This is a genomic window from Magnetospira thiophila, from assembly GCF_054657015.1.
This window is the reverse complement of the sequence record NZ_BAAHXF010000001.1, coordinates 1789984-1805213: the sequence shown is the minus strand read 5'-3', so window position 1 is coordinate 1805213 and position 15230 is coordinate 1789984. Positions and strand designations below refer to the sequence as shown.

Below are 15230 nucleotides of genomic sequence, written 5' to 3'. Positions count from 1 at the left end.
GCATATGACTTTGATAATGACTCGCGATGGGGATGACGGTAGACTTTGACCGTCTCTCCTCCTGACCTTCGAGGCCCACCTTGGCAACGATCTTTTTGCAGCAACTGACAAACCTCTATCTGGAAGCTGCGCCCTGGCTGCTGTTCGGTCTGGTCATCGCCGGGGCCATCAAGGCCTGGTTTCCCGAGGAAGGCATTAAACGCTGGCTTGGCGGCAGGGGCTGGAAACCGACCGCCCTCGCGGCGCTGATCGGTGCCCCGCTGCCCCTATGCTCCTGTGGCGTCCTGCCTGCTGCCATCGGCTTGCGCCGGGCCGGGGCGAGTCGCGAGGCGACCGTCTCCTTTCTGGTCTCCACCCCTGAGACCGGGGCCGATTCCATTTCCATTTCCTACGTCCTGCTCGGCCCCTTCATGACCGTGGCCCGTCCGTTGGGAGCTCTTTTCAGCGCCATGACCACCGGCATGATGATGATGCTGTTGCCCGACGAACCGAAACTCAACCCTAGCGCCTTGCCGATTCAGGCCAAACCGGTGGATAGCTGTTGTTCCTCCGGGTCCTGTGGCAGCAGCGCACCGGCAGCAGATACCACTGAACCTTCAGCCCTGGCCCGCACCGTCGAGGGGGTCCGCTATGCGCTGACCGATATTCTTCAGGACCTTGCGCCCTGGCTGATTTTCGGATTTCTCGCCGCCGCCGCCGTGGCCGCCTTCGTCCCACCGCAGGCGCTGACCCAGTGGGGCACCGGGCTTCTCGGCATGGTGATCATGGTGGTTGTGTCCATCCCCATGTACGTCTGCGCCACCGCCGCCACCCCCATCGCCGCCGGCTTGCTGATGGCGGGTATTTCGCCGGGGGCCACGCTGGTCTTTTTGCTCGCCGGTCCGGCCACCAATCTGGCGACCATCGGCGTGGTGCACAAGGAAATGGGGCGCGCCGCCGTGGTGATCTATCTGGGTGGCATCATCTTCAGCGCCATGATTGCCGGGTTCGTGGTCGATTGGGTGGCGGCCGAGATGGCTCTCGACATCGCCGCCGATATCCATGCGGGGACCGAGATCGTGCCCCTGTGGATGGCCTGGGCCAGCGGTATCTTGCTGGCCGTGGCCTGGATCTGGCCCGCGCTGTCGGCCCGCTTCACCGGACGTCAGACCGCCGCTGCCGAATGAGCCAGCGCTATTTGAGGGAATTGACCGTCCGCTGATCTTCGACAATCATATGGCGGACCAGCCGGGTTTCCACCCAGTTTTCGTAATTGCTCACCGACCCCGACGGCTTGACCGGGGGAGCGCTGGGGCGGCGTGACGATATCCGGCTCCGAAATGCAGATTTCTGTTGCGCTGGATGGGCGAATATGAGTCAACCTTTCCATGACTCCGCTGCCCGACATCACCACGCTTTCCCCGTCCGAGAAGGACACGCTGATCGGTTCGCTGATGGCGCGATTGGACGCGCTGGAATCGCGGGTCTCGGCTTTGGAGGCCGAGAATGCCACGCTGAAGGCCGAGAACGCGGATCTGCGGGAGAAACTGAACCTGCCGCCGAAGACGCCGGACAATTCGAGCAAGCCGCCGTCGCAAGGGCACAAGCCGAATGGCGAGGGCAAGGCGAAGCCGAAGGGCAAGGCCCATGCGGGAGCACATCGGCCGCTGCACCCCAACCCGACACGACGGCGCGACGTGCTGGCCGACCACTGCCCGCACTGCCGAGCGGACGTGACGGGCGTCACACAGGCCGAGGTCCAGGCTTACGACCGCATCGAAATCCCCGAGATCGCGCCCGACGTGACACGGGTGACGCTGTTCGGTGGCACCTGCCCCTGTTGCGCCAAGCGGTTCAAGGCGCCCGCGCCCGCCGGGCTGGAACCGGGCTCGCCGTTCGGCCCCAACCTGCGGGCCTTCGTCCTCTATCTGCGCTTCGGTCAGGCGATTCCGTTCGAACGGCTGGAGCGCCTGCTGCGCGACCTGTTCGGCCTGGAGATCAGCGAAGGGGCGCTGGCCAACATGCTCCAGGACAGCGCGCCCGCCTTCGCGGCCCAGACCAGCCGTATCAAGGAGCGGCTGCTGTCCGGCACCGCGATCGAATCCGACGAGACATCCGTCCGCGTCGGCAAGCGGACCTTCTGGAACTGGGTCTTCCACCACGGCGACAGCGCCTGCTTCGTCATCCGACCCTCGCGCGGCAAGGCGGTGGTCGAGGAATTCCTCGGCGAGGTTCGCCCCGATTTCTGGGTATCCGACCGGCTGGCGGCGCAGATGGGGTGGGCCGCCAAGGACCATCAGGCCTGCCTCGCCCACCTGCTGCGCGACATCCAATATGCCATCGACGCGGGCGACGATGCCCTGGCTCCCGGCCTCGGGGCCCTGCTGAAGCGGGCCACCCGCATCGGCCGGCGCCGACCGGATTTGGCCGATGCGACCCTGGCGGCCTATCACTCCCGCCTCCAGTCCCGGCTCGACGAATTGCTGAAGATCGTCCCCGCCACCACGGCCGGAGAGAAGCTGCTCCGTTCCATCAAGCGCTTCCGCCAGAACCTCTTCGTCTTCGTCACCAACCGCGCCATCCCGGCCACCAACAACGGCTCCGAACAGGCGCTCCGGCCATGCGTCATCTTCCGCAAGGTCACCAATTGCTTCCGATCCGAGTGGGGCGCCACCCTCTACGCCAACGTCAGATCCGTCCTCGAAACCGCCCGACGACGAGGAATCGGAATCCTCCCCGCCATCAGACTCACCCTTGACGGTACCGCCCTGCCGGTGGCAACGTGACGGACATCACCCAAGGGGGTGAGCAATTACCAGTTTTCCAGGGTCGGGCCGATCATGTCCACGAAGCCCATCAGGTCTTCCCGCCACAGGCCCTTGACCTCTTCCACCAATTCCTTGTGCAGCTTTCTGTGGGCGGGCAACAACGGAAAACCCTTGGATTCGAACAGGGCTTCCTCGGCGGCAAAATGGTGTTCGGTATAGATCAACAGGCCGTTGAAGGCTTCCTTCAGAATCAGCCTGTCCTTCTTTTCTTTGACTGCCTTGAAAAGATGATTGGCCAGTTCCAGCAATTGCTTATGCTGCCGATCAATCATCGGATCGCCGGTCAGATAATCATCCTTCCAAACAAACCGCGGCATGTTTTCCACCTTATTCGAAGAGCTTACATGTAACACTTATTACACTGGGCGATCCTTAAATTCCAGAGAATGATGCTCAAGAGACCCGCCCCATCATGGGGGGGGTCAGGGATCACCTGGACGAAGAAGAGATGCCAATCGACCAGCCGCGCCTATCCTCGCTTCGGCACCATCAGCGTCGCTTCACCGTCGAGGACCTTTTTATCGCCGACCGTGCAGATGGTGGCGAATTCGACAAAGCCCTTTTCCGGGATCAACTTGGTGACGGTGACCCGGGCAATGACCGTGTGGCCGATCTTCACCGGGGCCTTGAAGCGCAGATTTTGGCTCACATAGATGCAACCTGGCCCCGGCAGCTTGGTGCCAAACACGGCGGAAATCAGACCGGCCGACAACATGCCGTGGGCGATGCGGCCCTTGAACATGGTCTGGGCGGCGTACTCCTCATTCAGGTGCACCGGATTGGTATCACCGGAAACTCCGGCAAAGGCCATGATATCGGCCTCGGTGACGGTCTTGCCGAACACAGCGGTCATCCCTTCGGAAAGGTCCTCGAAATAATAACCGTTCAATTCGTCCATGGTCGCTTCCCCTTGTGATGTCCTGTTGCATGCGCGAAGTCTGAGCGAGGCCGTGCTGCGATGCAATAGATTTTTGCGCCGCGATCGTCCCCAGAAATACGGGAGGACGGGATCACTTCCCGCCCTCCTTCCACACCTTGACGCCCTTTTCCACCGAGCGCCCGACCACATAGCCGCCGACACCGATTTTCAACAGCTCCCACATGTCGGGGGGCAGTGGCATTGAGGGACTGCCGGTGATCGGCGACACGATGTAGTTGTTGGCGATGATGATGCCGAACAGGCACATCAGCATCGGTCGCCAGTTGCGTTGCAGCCAGCTTTCGCCGTTGGCCTCGGCGACGATGATCGAGGCGGCTTGCTCAATCTCCTTCATCTGGCCGGTGAGGATCATGGTTTGCAGCTCGCCCTTGATCTTGATTTTGGCGTCCTCGTCCTCGACCGCCTTGTCGACCACCGAGAACAGGCCCGCCACCAGTGGCCCCAGCAAGGCTCCGAACATGGCTCACTCCACATTATTATAGAACAGGTGATGGCCGATCATCACGCAGGGTTGCTTGCCGAACGACCAGTCGGGCACCACGCCCCGGGTGTGATAGTGGGTCGCCCCATCTGTGGGGTCCGGGAGTTGTCGATTGAGCGCCCGCCGGGCCACCGACAGACAGCGACCGAACACCGGATCGCTTGCCTTGACCCGCTCCAGCAGCTTGCGGTTGGGGTCGTTGTCGTTCCAGCAGGAGAACTGCCAGGGCTTCAGGCAGACTTCCTCCACAGTGGTTCCCCACCAATAACCGTTGCGCCGCTTTTGGCCGCGCCGCACCCGGTTCATGACCACACAGGCCACCGCTTCCAGGCCGCTGAAGGGTTCGCCGCGCGCCTCGCCATACAGGGTGCGGGCCAGGATATCCACCTGCCGCTCCCGCTCCTCAAGCTTTTCCGGTCGTTTGGCATTTTTACTCATGGCGCGATCCTCCCACCACGCCGTCGAGTTTGTTCTCGATGCGCAGCAAATGGTCGGTCAGACGTTTTTCCACGTCCTTCAAAAGGGCGATGGAGGCGTAGGATTTGGCGACCTCCAACTTGTAGGCGGACAATCCCTCACGGACCCGGGCCACCTGGTTTTCCATTTCGTGGCAACTGCGTTCCAGGGCATCTTCGGTTTCCTGACGGGTGCGCCAGATCAGCCAGAACAGCCCGGCCAGGGCGGGGATTTCCACGGCGGTGATCCACCAGATCACGTCCATGGGCGTTTGCATGGTCATTGCTTGAACTCCTTTCATGAGCTCCAACGCCAAAGGGCCGCTTTCTCATTTGAAAGACGGCCCTTTGGCGGTTTTAGTTTGGTTGTTAAAAAATCAAGTCTCAGCCCAGAAACCCCAGATTGCGGGCCAGGGAACCGGTCAGTTCGTCGTCCTGCACCCGGGGCAACAGGCCCTGAAACGCTTGTTCGGTTTTCGGGCCGATCCAGCCGTCTTCCTTCAACGGCGTCCAGTCGGGGTCCTTGTCCCGGCCCAGATCGTTGAGGGTGGCCTGCACTCCCAGCCCCCAGGGCTTGGGCGAGCGGTCATCGGCCTTGAACGTCCCCGGTCGGGAGAGCAGCGGCGCAAAGGCGGTATCAGCGGCTTTGGCCAGGGTCTCCTTTTCCCCGGTTTCACCCAGACGACGGCGCGCCGCATGGTCGGTGAAATGAGCCAGGCCGACCGCCTCGCTCACCGCTTCCGGTCCCTTGTCAGCCACCAAACGATGCAAAGCCCCCTTGGTCTTGGGGCCGAAATCACCGTCCTGCTTCAACGGCGGGATGCCCAGCGGCTTCGAATTCATGATAATTCCACCGGTGCTATTGAGCAGATTGATGCCCGATTGCAAGGCCCCGATGGCGGCTGCCCATTTGTCCTTGCCGGCGATTTGAGCCACCTGCTTGCCGACCCGCAACACGCCGTCCAGGGCGTCACGTCCGAGCGGGTCTTGGGCTGGCGTTTCGGTGGTTTTTGGCAACAGTTTATATTGCGGATCGATCATCCGTCCGGTGGCGTCATACTCCGCCGGGCCGGTGCCGTAATGCAGGGCGTGCCAGCCCATCAGCCGGTCGTTGGTCGTTTGGAATTCCGGATGGGCTGACAGCATGGCGTGATCGGACCCGGCCAGATCCTCCACCTCTTTGGGCGTCCAATCCTCGGTGCGCTTGGCCAGAATGCCCTCGGGACCCTTCGGCGGCTCGCTCATTTTGGCAAGAAAGGCCACCTGGTCCTGCGCCGTCTTGTTGCGAAGATTCAGGTCTTCCGGCGACAGGGATGCCCCCTCGGGCAGCAGTTGGTCGTCGCGCATTTGAAGTTGCGGATGCGGTTCGCCTTCGCGGGCCTTGTCGATGGCGTACTGACCGGCACCGTAGAGGGTGCCGACGCTACCCAGGTCTTTTATTTGATCTTCTCTGAATAGTTTTGATATGTCTTTGCCGGTCCCGGCCTCTTTCAGCACAGCGTTGACGAAATCGACGCAATTCTTCTCATAGAGTTTGTAGGACTCGGGAGAAGCTTGCTGTCGGTGAATGAAGGCCTTGGCCTTCATCGCCTGCTCTTCGGTCAAGTCAATCGGATAGGATTCGATATCACCATCGCTTTCTTGATACTTGGAATCGTCCCGGATCTCGCCGGGCACGGCGCCGCCGAGAGCGGCGGTGACTTTAAATTTTTTGCCTAGTTTTTGGTTGTCGGTTCCCGCCGGATATTTGCCGTAGGTATGCTGGGTGCCGTCGGGCTCGATCAGCGAGACCGCGAAGTGCCCCACGGCCCCATCCGGGTCCGCGTGAACGATAATCCTGTACTTTTCTGAAGTCTGATCGGTATTGGACATGAGTCTTTCCTTTTTCATGGGTTACGGTAGAATTGATCTCCGGAATTCTCGGAGACCGTGATTTGGGCTCAAAGGCCCGCTTTCCCCTCCCTTGGATGGAGAAGGAGATTTGGATGAGATTCTGTTGGCTGATTTTGGGGTTTATGTTGGGAGTCTTGCCCGCCGCAGCCTCAGCCGCAGCGCTCAAACCCGGCGACGTGTTCAAGGACTGCCCCGACTGCCCGGAAATGGTCGTCATCCCGGCGGGCAGCTTCATGATGGGCTTCGATCAACCGCCGGATCTTATTGTGGACTCTGAATTTGTTTTCACCACTCCGGTGCATCGGGTCACCATCGCCCGCCCCTTCGCCATGGGGCGCTACGAAGTGACCCGCGGCGCCTTCATCGCCTGCCGGGCCGCTGGCCTCTGCCAACTCAACAGCTACATGGAACGATACCACTTTCGTCCTGACATGCCTGCGGTGAACCTCACCTTCAATGAGAAGCTCGGTTTTCTCCATTGGCTGTTATTACAAACGGGACATAAATACCGGCTGCCCAGCGAGGCCGAGTGGGAATATGCCGCCAGGGGCGGCACCACCACCCGCTACTGGTGGGGCGACAAGATGGAGCCCGGACGGGAAAACTGCTCCGACAAGACCAAACCCGGATGGTATCGGAAGATCGAACCGGTGGGCCAATATCCGCCCAATCCCTTCGGCCTGTACGACATGATGTGCAATGTTGTTGAATCGGTCAGCGATTGTTGGAACATCTCCTATGACGGGGCGCCGACGGACGGCACGCCCTGGCTCGAAGGCCGGTGCGAATGGGGAAACTCTCGAGGCGCATCCTATTCCTCAAGGTTCTTTGACCATCCGGTCCATGACCGGGGGTGGGACCATTATTTTACAACTAGCCAAACTTCAGGTTTCCGCGTTGTCCGCGACCTGACCGATGCGGAACTGGGTCTTGTGGAGGACCATCAAACCCCCTGACCATGGTTCCTGGATCGGCGTTTGACAGTACAATTCTCTCGGGAGGAGACGAAAATGCACTTGATCGTTTTTGGGGTTCTTGGGTTGCTGCTGGCTATAGGGTCGGTCGAGGCCCTGGCCGCGCCGCTCAAACCCGGCGACGTGTTCAAGGACTGCCCCGACTGCCCGGAAATGGTCGTCATCCCGGCGGGCAGCTTCATGATGGGCTTCGATCAACCCCCACGGCACATCATCAGTGGCGAGTACATTTTAACAACGCCGGTGCATCGGGTCACCATCCCCCGCCCCTTCGCCATGGGGCGCTACGAAGTGACCGTTAAGGAATTTCTGTCCTGTCGGGATACGAATCTGTGTTGGGTCAATAATTACAATCGAAGATTGGAAACCAAAAAAGACATGCCCGCAGTTTATCATACCTATCTAGAAATGCTGGGGTTCTTACACTGGCTCGAACAATCGTCAAAACATCGTTATCGACTGCCCAGCGAGGCGGAATGGGAATATGCCGCGCGAGGAGGGACAACAACCCGCTATTGGTGGGGTGATGAATTCGAAACGGGTCGAATGAACTGCAGCGTATGCCTGACTCGTGGTGAACCGATGGAGCTTCGATCTGTTGGAACATTTCCGCCAAACCCCTTTGGCCTGTACGACATGCTCGGCAATGTTGATGAATGGGTCTCTGATTGCTGGAACAACAGCTATATAGGTGCACCGGAAGACGGGTCATTCCGGTTGGACGGTGATTGCTTTAGAGGGACACGAAGAGGCGCATCCTGGAGATCCTCATTATATGAAACTTCTGTATTTTATCGGGGGTGGAACCAATACTTTAAACGCGATGTAAAAAGCGGATTTCGCGTTGTCCGCGACCTCACCGATGCGGAATTGGGTCTTGTGGAGGGCCATCAAACCCCCTGACCATCGTTCCTGGATCGACGTTTGACAGTAGAGTGCCTACGGTTGGAGACGAAAATGCGCTTGATCGTTTTTGGGGTTGTTGGGTTGTTTTTTGGATCGATACTTGGATTGCTGATGCTTCAAGGCTTGAAGCTGACTGAGCCCAAAATCTACAAGCCCGGCGACGTATTTAAGGACTGTTCCGACTGTCCGGAAATGGTCGTCATCCCGGCGGGCAGTTTCATGATGGGGCATGATCAACCCCCTCGGCACATCATCAGTGGCGAGTACATTTCAACAACGCCGGTGCATCGGGTCACCATCCCCCGCCCCTTCGCCATGGGACGCTACGAAGTCACCAGGGCCTCACATAACGCTTGCAGGGACGCTGAGAGGTGGCCTGGGAAATTCAGACAGGGGGTTAAGTGGATTTTCTGCCTGAGAGCGGCGATGATGCCGTTGATCGGGAGGAACCATGACGAAGCGTACACGGCGGAACCACACAGCGGCTTTCAAGGCGAAGGTGGCTTTGGCGGCGATCAAGGGAGACAAGACGCTGGCCGAGTTGGCGCAGCAGTTTGATGTGCATCCGAACCAGATCACGACCTGGCGAGGGCAATTGCTGGAGGGGGCATCGGGGGTTTTCGGCGCGAGCCGATCCCAGGCGACGGTGCCGGTTGATCTGAAGGAGTTGCATGCCAAGATCGGCCAATTGACGTTGGAGAATGATTTTTTGGCCGGTGCGCTCGACAAGGCCGGCATGTTGAGCGTAAAGCGATGATCGACCGTGACCATGCCCTGCCGCTGAAACGGCAGGCGGAGGTGCTGCGGCTTAGTCGCGCCAGCCTCTATTACCAGCCCCGACCGGTGTCTGCCGCCGATCTGGCCATCATGCGTCGGATCGACGCATTGCACCTGGACTTTCCGTTCGCAGGCAGCCGGATGCTGCGCGATTTCCTGCGCAACGAGGGCGTTGAGATCGGCCGCGATCATGTCATCACGCTGATGCGGCGCATGGGGATCGAGGCCTTGTACCGGCGACCAAACACGTCAAAACCAGCAGCGGGACACAAGATCTATCCGTACCTGCTGCGCGGCCTACCCATCCTGCGTCCCAATCAGGTATGGGCGATGGACATTACCTACATCCCCATGGCGCGGGGGTTCGTCTATCTCTGTGTGGTGCTCGACTGGTGCAGCCGCCGGGTTCTGTCTTGGCGGGTGTCGATCACCATGACCGTGGATTTCTGTCTGGAAGCGGTCGAAGACGCGCTGGCCAAGTATGGCAAGCCGGAGATCTTCAACACCGACCAAGGCAGCCAGTTCACCAGTGCCCCATTCACCGGCCTGCTGCTGGACAACGGCATCGCCCTCAGCATGGATGGCAAAGGAGCTTGGCGGGATAACGTCTTTGTCGAACGGCTGTGGCGCTCGGTGAAGTACGAGGAGGTCTATCTTCGGGCCTACGACAGCGTTGGCGAGGCGCGGACCTCGCTCGGCCGCTATTTTGACTTCTACAATGGCAAGAGGCCACATTCGAGCCTCGGTCGGGTGCCGCCGGATAGGATCTACTTTGACAACCAGCCCCAGGCGGTGGCAGCATGACGTTCACTGCCGATGCGGGGCCCCACTCCAGTCGGGCTACGCCCTCCCTGCGTGAGGCCCCGCATCGGCGATACAACACGGCAACCGGCAGAGGCTCCACTTATCCAACGCCAAAAACTGTCTGAACAATCCCGGCCAGCTCTCTTGAACCCATTGGATAGGAAGTCGATGGGGTAGTTCCCGATGCCCGCCTCATCGGTGTTGGCGTTGGGTTCAAGGGTCGCGTTGATGACGTTGTTCGGCCCACGGGCGCTATCCCAGATATGCCAGTTTGACGCCGTGGTGATGTTCTTCACCATGACGAAGGCCGGTTTGAACCCGGTCAGGACGAACGTCCTGTCGGCGGAAGACACCTCGACATAACTGCCGAATTTGCTGTAACCGGAGACGCCGTGCCAAGCATAGGCAATCATTGAACCCAGGTTTGGGTTTACATCTGTTCCAGCACCTAGAGTAAACACGCTTGATGTCGGACTTGTGTTATTCAACCAGCCACTAGACGTTGATGGAGCAATAGTAGAAAAAGATACGCCTTGTGTATTCCCCATAGCGGAATGGTAAATACCCCAGCCAATTGCTCCGTCCCTTCGTTTGACAATAATAAATTCTGGCGCACTAGTTAAACCATGCCCAACCGAAGCACCGCCAGTGCCATTGCCTGTATACGAAACGATACCAAATCCAGCCGCTGTGTTTGCAGATACTGTAGAACTAATTGATCCATCAGTATTGGCTGCACCTGCGCCGCCTGCCTTCCAGGTCCATCCGACATAAGTCCTGCCGGATGTATTGGTGAAGTTGCCCCAGGTATCGGCACCAAGATCAAAACTGTCGGTGCCGTAGACGTCCACTGCATCTGTCGGCGTGATTTCAGCACCCACAACATTTGACTTGAGAACCTTGTTCGCACCCCGGATTCTGTCGATCCAGATATGGTCGGTGCGCATTCCGATGAAACCGGCCACTGATTCCGACGGAAAGCGGCCACCCATTCCGATCCAAAACGGCCACTTTATCCTGGGCTCGTTTTTGGCGGCGTGATCGACGCCGTTGGGTAATTTGTTGATGTCATTTTCCTTAGGTCTGGTCAATGGTTTTGGCGGCCATGGTCTTTCGCATTGAGGGTCCGTCGAGATCGAGCCTGTGGGCGTTGTGGACGATACGATCGAGGATGGCGTCGGCGAAGGTGGGCTCGCCGATGACGTCGTGCCACTTATCGACGGGCAGTTGGCTGGTGATCAGGATCGAGGCATTTTGGTAACGCTCTTCGACGATTTCCATAAGATCGCGGCGCTGATCAGCGTTGAGTTTTTCCGGGCCCCAATCGTCGAGGATCAGCACGTTTGGTTTTGTCAGGGCGCGAAACAAACGCGGGTAACGGCCATCGGCGCGACCCATTTCCAATTCGGAGAACATTCGGGGCAGGCGTTTGTAGAGGACGGAATAATCATCTCTGCAAGCTTTTTGACCCAAGGCGCAAGCGAGCCATGATTTGCCGATACCGCATGGACCCGTAATGATCAGGTTCTGTTTTTGGGCGATCCATTTCCCCTGGGCCAGTTGCTGGAACAGGGATTTATCGAGACGCCTGGGGCTGCGGTAATCGACGTTCTCGACTGAGGCCCCGGCGTGGCGCAGGCGGGCGTTTCTTAAACGGTAGGTCAATCGGCGGTCGTCACGGACGGCTTCTTCACGATCAAGAAGCAGAGCCAGCCATTGATCATGAGCCAGATCTTCGGCTTGGGGGTTGTCTCTGAGGTCGGCGAAGGCCTGAGCCATACCGGTCAGCTTGAGGAGCTTCAGTTGGTCGTGAGTGGGGTGTTGCAACATGGTTGTTTTCCTCCTTAATGAAAATATCCGGAACCCCGGATGTTGGGATGATCGATGGCGGGACCGTTCTCAGCCTGTTTCGTTTTGCAATCCTCAAGCCTGTTCTTGAGGATGGAATTGACGGAAGAATAGGAATGGGCGCCGATCTCAAGCGCTCTTTCGCAAGCCGCCTCCAGGCGTTCCGGCCCATGAGCCTTGGCCAGGCGGAGGATGCCGATAGCGGAACGAAAGCCCTGTTCCGGGTGTGGCTTGCGGCGCAGAATAATGTCAACGAGGGCTTCCGTGTTGGCCCCTTGGGCGGTAGCCATGCGGCGGATTTTCTCCGGCGTCCAACTGGCGTATCGTCGGTGTGATGACGGCATGTGTTCCGGGACCGTGGTATGACGCCGATTGCCGGGGCCGCGCATATGGACGGCGACACGCTTGCCTTTATGGAATATCTCGACACTGCGTTCCGTGATGCGAGCCCACAGGGTTTGTTTGACCAACGCATGCGGGACCGAGTAAAAATGCTTGCCCACTTCCACATGGTAATCGATGCCGGCGCGTCGCTGTTTCCATTCGGCGTATTCGAAGGGCTCGGCGGGCAAGGCTTTGAGGGCCGGGCGGTCCAGTTCTTCGAACAGTTGCCGCCGGGACGCATCCAGATGCTTGCTGACCCGCCTATTCAGAACCTCAAGCTGTTCACGGATTGCCTGATTGAGTTCGGCCAGGGAGAAGAAACGGCGATTGCGCAGGCGGGCCAGAACCCAGCGCTCGACCACCTGAACGCCGACTTCCACCTTCGCCTTATCCCTTGGTTTGTAGGGCCTGGCGGGAATGACCGCCGTACCGTAATGGTTCGCCAGATCGGCGTAGGTCCGATTAACCTCGGGATCATAAATGCAGGATTTGATGACACCGGACTTGAGGTTGTCGGGAACGATCTGCTTGGGAACGCCGCCGAAAAAACTGAAGGCGCGGCTGTGCGAACCGATCCAATCAGGCAGCGCCTGGCTCCAAGTGGCCTCGGCGTAGGTGTAACTGGAGGCTCCCAGGGTGGCGACGAAGATCTGGGCCTCGTGGACCTCGCCGGTCAAGCCGTCAATCACTTCCACGGTTTGACCGGCGTAATCGACAAACAGCTTCTCACCGGCCACATGGTTCTGGCGCATGGTCGGGTTCAGCTTACCCCGCCAGTCCCGGTAAAGATCACAGAACCGGCTGTAACCGTAACCCTCTGGATGCCGCGCCCGGTATTCCTCCCACAAAAGGGCCAGGGTCACGCCGGGCTTCTTTTTCTCCCGGTGCAGCGACGGCCAATCGGGCGGAAGTGGGCGTTCCCTCGTTCGAACCCGCAAGGGCGGAAACAATAGCTGCTCCAGCCCTTCCTCCGAAAGGTCCCCGGGTAAGGGCCAATTCAACCCCGCTTGTTTGGCCCGGGCGATATAATCCCCGACCGTTGTACGGCCAATATTCAAACTGACGGCGATCCGCCGCCTCGACAGGCCCTCGGCATGCAGCCTCAAAACGTCGCGAATCTTGCGCATGGGCAACCTCTCCCTGGGCATCTCCGCTCCTTCCCAAAAGGTGCGAAGGTAACCCTCAAAAGATCACCCAACGAGGTCGATCACAGGCCAGACAAAAGTGGCCGCTTTGCGTCGGAATCGGTGGCCGGATTAAATCGGAATCAGTGGCCGCTTTGGATCGGAATCAGTGGCCGCTTTGCGTCGGAATGCGCAATGGTCGGTGGCATTGGAGCGCGACTTGATCCAGGTCAGCCCCGTGCCACAGGAGGGGGTGATTGTCTGCGTCGCACCTGTTCCCGACCAGAGATCGACCGAGAAATGTTGGCTCGGGTCGGTGATAGTGACTGCGGGCAGGTTGTCGGTGGTCAGGGCCACAAAGCCAGCCGGGGCACTGTAGGTCCAATCTTCTTCTGCGTAGATCATCGGGTTATCAGCGCCGCCGCTGTCAACGTGGAAAACAACCCAACCTTCAGACATATCAATGCCAGTGAAGGCAACATTGGTTCCGTCTGGCGGATCACCGGGCGTCCCACCCTTGATGGAATTGTCTACGCCGAACCAGATGTCGCCCGCATCGCAGTCGATGAAAATCTGGAAAATCTTTGTGCCGCTTGACCAGTGCGTATTGTTACCGTAGGCAGCAGTATTGCCCGCTGGGTCATAGGTGTACCCATTGAACCCATAGCACATATACGGCTCGATATAAGCGTAGTAAGTTCCAGGCCCAACACCAGATGACGCCGTATAAGGCTTCCGACAAATGCCCCAATCAACATAGTTGGCTACAGTATCGGTGAACCCCATCTCGATATAGTATTTGCCGCTGGTGGGCAGTTGGATGGTGCCGTAGCCAAACTTATCAAGTCCTGTCGCGCCGTGGGTTTTATTGCCGTTTGAGAGAACACCAACAAGGCCCGCAAGCAAGGGGTTCCAGGTGTGGCCGTTGGCGGTTGGCGTATCCCCTACCTGAGTGATGGTGCCGTTGACGGTCCAATGGTTTAGCCCGTAGCTGCCTTCTCCATACAGAATGATCTCCTGTAGAACACAAAGATTGTTCCAGTCGGTAACGTAGAGCCTATATTTCGCATAAGATGCGGGGCTCGCAATGACGTACCGGTTGGGCACCAGTGGGGTCCAGGCCGTGACGCCGGTTTGGCTGTCCAGCGTGTCCCATCCCGAACCGTTCCATCCCTGAAACTCCCAGGTCTTGGGGGCGCGAATGGTGCCATAGTTCTGGCAATACAAATCATAGGCTTTGATCGTCTGCGCACTGGCAAATTCATAGCTGATCCAGTGGGTCGTGATGGCCCCTGTGGCGTACCAATAAGCCCCTGCGCTGGACACATCGCTGTTGAACGCCCGCCACGCTTCCGATCCGTCATCCACATCAGCAGTAACAGTACCAGACGGGGTAGTGTAGCCGGTCATGGTGGCGGTTACGGTGCCGAGGGAATAACTTCCGCCAACATCAATGCCGAGGTTGCTGCCATCGCTGAAATCAAGGACAAAGGAGTTGCCGCCTTGAGTATCAGCGATGGCGATCATCGCCGCGTTGCTCACCGGCCTCCAGACGCCGTTGGTATCGAACTCTCCGAGGCCATCTGTGGCTGGATCAGTGATGGTCAGGCCATCAAAAAGGCAGACCTGCGCCATATACCCTTTGAAAAACGATCCGCCACCGCCGTTATAGACGCCAACGTAATGCGTTTCGGCTGTATTTGTCTTATGGGTGGCCACGCTATTAAGCGCAAAATCAGTGACTTTGTCAACGCCGGACTAAAAAGGGGCCATTTGACCGGAGCAAAAAGGGGCCACTTTTTCTGATGGCGGGCGTCGTGGTGCAGGTTGTCCCGGT

16 protein-coding genes are annotated in these 15230 nt (G+C 58.8%); 6 read left to right on the top strand and 10 right to left on the bottom strand.

The window, feature by feature from the left end:
- Window positions 1-80 precede the first annotated feature (80 nt).
- Together ACYQ1P_RS08665 and tnpC are read left to right on the top strand one after the other, a co-directional pair.
- Window positions 81-1166, top strand: coding sequence for an SO_0444 family Cu/Zn efflux transporter (locus ACYQ1P_RS08665; protein WP_460019939.1), 1086 nt, complete (start codon window positions 81-83; stop codon window positions 1164-1166).
- Window positions 1167-1433: 267 nt separating this feature from the next.
- Entirely contained in the window at window positions 1434-2765 is a 1332-nt protein-coding gene (tnpC, locus tag ACYQ1P_RS08660; RefSeq protein WP_460019016.1) for an IS66 family transposase, read from the top strand.
- A gap of 26 nt (window positions 2766-2791) precedes the next feature.
- On the opposite strand, the gene ACYQ1P_RS08655 is transcribed toward tnpC, so the two are convergent.
- The 6 genes from ACYQ1P_RS08655 to ACYQ1P_RS08630 form a co-directional block, all read right to left on the bottom strand.
- Window positions 2792-3124: a bacteriohemerythrin gene (locus tag ACYQ1P_RS08655; RefSeq protein ID WP_460019938.1), complete on the bottom strand. Its 333-nt coding sequence runs from the start codon at window positions 3122-3124 to the stop codon at window positions 2792-2794.
- A gap of 152 nt (window positions 3125-3276) precedes the next feature.
- Entirely contained in the window at window positions 3277-3705 is a 429-nt protein-coding gene (locus ACYQ1P_RS08650) for a MaoC family dehydratase (RefSeq protein WP_460019937.1), read from the bottom strand.
- A 112-nt stretch (window positions 3706-3817) separates the two neighbouring features.
- Window positions 3818-4207 (bottom strand): 3TM-type holin, encoded by a 390-nt coding sequence (locus ACYQ1P_RS08645; RefSeq protein ID WP_460019936.1) that lies wholly within the window; start codon window positions 4205-4207, stop codon window positions 3818-3820.
- Between the two features lie 3 nt (window positions 4208-4210).
- Complete coding sequence (locus ACYQ1P_RS08640) at window positions 4211-4666, bottom strand: cell wall hydrolase (RefSeq protein WP_460019935.1); 456 nt, start codon at window positions 4664-4666, stop codon at window positions 4211-4213.
- On the bottom strand, window positions 4659-4967 hold the full coding sequence (locus ACYQ1P_RS08635) for a hypothetical protein (protein ID WP_460019934.1): 309 nt from the start codon (window positions 4965-4967) through the stop codon (window positions 4659-4661). Before ACYQ1P_RS08635 ends, ACYQ1P_RS08640 begins: the two co-directional genes overlap by 8 nt.
- Before the next feature lie 100 nt (window positions 4968-5067).
- A complete protein-coding gene (locus ACYQ1P_RS08630) occupies window positions 5068-6555 on the bottom strand; it encodes a hypothetical protein (protein WP_460019933.1) in 1488 nt (495 codons plus the stop codon).
- 113 nt (window positions 6556-6668) lie between these two features.
- Between ACYQ1P_RS08630 and ACYQ1P_RS08625 the strand changes: the two genes are divergently transcribed.
- The 4 genes from ACYQ1P_RS08625 to ACYQ1P_RS08610 all read left to right on the top strand — a co-directional run bounded on the left by ACYQ1P_RS08625 (window position 6669) and on the right by ACYQ1P_RS08610 (window position 10037).
- Window positions 6669-7532 (top strand): formylglycine-generating enzyme family protein, encoded by an 864-nt coding sequence (locus ACYQ1P_RS08625; protein ID WP_460019932.1) that lies wholly within the window; start codon window positions 6669-6671, stop codon window positions 7530-7532.
- A gap of 54 nt (window positions 7533-7586) precedes the next feature.
- Window positions 7587-8453 carry a formylglycine-generating enzyme family protein gene (locus ACYQ1P_RS08620; protein WP_460019931.1) on the top strand — a complete coding sequence of 289 codons (867 nt, stop codon included), beginning with the start codon at window positions 7587-7589 and terminating at the stop codon, window positions 8451-8453.
- A gap of 54 nt (window positions 8454-8507) precedes the next feature.
- Complete coding sequence (locus ACYQ1P_RS08615; protein ID WP_460019930.1) at window positions 8508-9014, top strand: formylglycine-generating enzyme family protein; 507 nt, start codon at window positions 8508-8510, stop codon at window positions 9012-9014.
- Window positions 8908-10037, top strand: a protein-coding gene (locus tag ACYQ1P_RS08610) for an IS3 family transposase (protein ID WP_460018929.1) whose coding sequence is annotated in 2 segments (ribosomal slippage) — window positions 8908-9169 and window positions 9169-10037 — 1131 coding nt in all. Because the reading frame shifts where the segments join, the coding sequence is not laid out codon by codon here. Before ACYQ1P_RS08615 ends, ACYQ1P_RS08610 begins: the two co-directional genes overlap by 107 nt.
- Here the strand turns inward: ACYQ1P_RS08610 and ACYQ1P_RS08605 are convergent.
- From ACYQ1P_RS08605 to ACYQ1P_RS08590, 4 genes are all read right to left on the bottom strand, one after another.
- Window positions 10001-11128: a DUF7483 domain-containing protein gene (locus tag ACYQ1P_RS08605; protein ID WP_460019929.1), complete on the bottom strand. Its 1128-nt coding sequence runs from the start codon at window positions 11126-11128 to the stop codon at window positions 10001-10003. The two genes, ACYQ1P_RS08610 and ACYQ1P_RS08605, sit on opposite strands and share 37 nt — an antisense overlap.
- Entirely contained in the window at window positions 11115-11867 is a 753-nt protein-coding gene (istB, locus tag ACYQ1P_RS08600; protein ID WP_460019056.1) for an IS21-like element helper ATPase IstB, read from the bottom strand. The genes ACYQ1P_RS08605 and istB overlap by 14 nt, the downstream gene beginning before the upstream one ends.
- A gap of 14 nt (window positions 11868-11881) precedes the next feature.
- Complete coding sequence (istA, locus tag ACYQ1P_RS08595; protein ID WP_460019928.1) at window positions 11882-13396, bottom strand: IS21 family transposase; 1515 nt, start codon at window positions 13394-13396, stop codon at window positions 11882-11884.
- A gap of 129 nt (window positions 13397-13525) precedes the next feature.
- Complete coding sequence (locus ACYQ1P_RS08590) at window positions 13526-15112, bottom strand: hypothetical protein (protein WP_460019927.1); 1587 nt, start codon at window positions 15110-15112, stop codon at window positions 13526-13528.
- Window positions 15113-15230 lie beyond the last annotated feature (118 nt).

Coding starts and splice junctions, on each gene's coding strand:
- tnpC (WP_460019016.1), top strand. CDS start 1,434: ATGGCGCGATTGGACGCGCTGGAATCGCGGGTCTCGGCTTTGGAGGCC.
- ACYQ1P_RS08655 (WP_460019938.1), bottom strand. CDS start 3,124: ATGCCGCGGTTTGTTTGGAAGGATGATTATCTGACCGGCGATCCGATG.
- ACYQ1P_RS08650 (WP_460019937.1), bottom strand. CDS start 3,705: ATGGACGAATTGAACGGTTATTATTTCGAGGACCTTTCCGAAGGGATG.
- ACYQ1P_RS08645 (WP_460019936.1), bottom strand. CDS start 4,207: ATGTTCGGAGCCTTGCTGGGGCCACTGGTGGCGGGCCTGTTCTCGGTG.
- ACYQ1P_RS08640 (WP_460019935.1), bottom strand. CDS start 4,666: ATGAGTAAAAATGCCAAACGACCGGAAAAGCTTGAGGAGCGGGAGCGG.
- ACYQ1P_RS08635 (WP_460019934.1), bottom strand. CDS start 4,967: ATGACCATGCAAACGCCCATGGACGTGATCTGGTGGATCACCGCCGTG.
- ACYQ1P_RS08630 (WP_460019933.1), bottom strand. CDS start 6,555: ATGTCCAATACCGATCAGACTTCAGAAAAGTACAGGATTATCGTTCAC.
- ACYQ1P_RS08625 (WP_460019932.1), top strand. CDS start 6,669: ATGAGATTCTGTTGGCTGATTTTGGGGTTTATGTTGGGAGTCTTGCCC.
- ACYQ1P_RS08620 (WP_460019931.1), top strand. CDS start 7,587: ATGCACTTGATCGTTTTTGGGGTTCTTGGGTTGCTGCTGGCTATAGGG.
- ACYQ1P_RS08615 (WP_460019930.1), top strand. CDS start 8,508: ATGCGCTTGATCGTTTTTGGGGTTGTTGGGTTGTTTTTTGGATCGATA.
- istB (WP_460019056.1), bottom strand. CDS start 11,867: ATGTTGCAACACCCCACTCACGACCAACTGAAGCTCCTCAAGCTGACC.
- istA (WP_460019928.1), bottom strand. CDS start 13,396: ATGCGCAAGATTCGCGACGTTTTGAGGCTGCATGCCGAGGGCCTGTCG.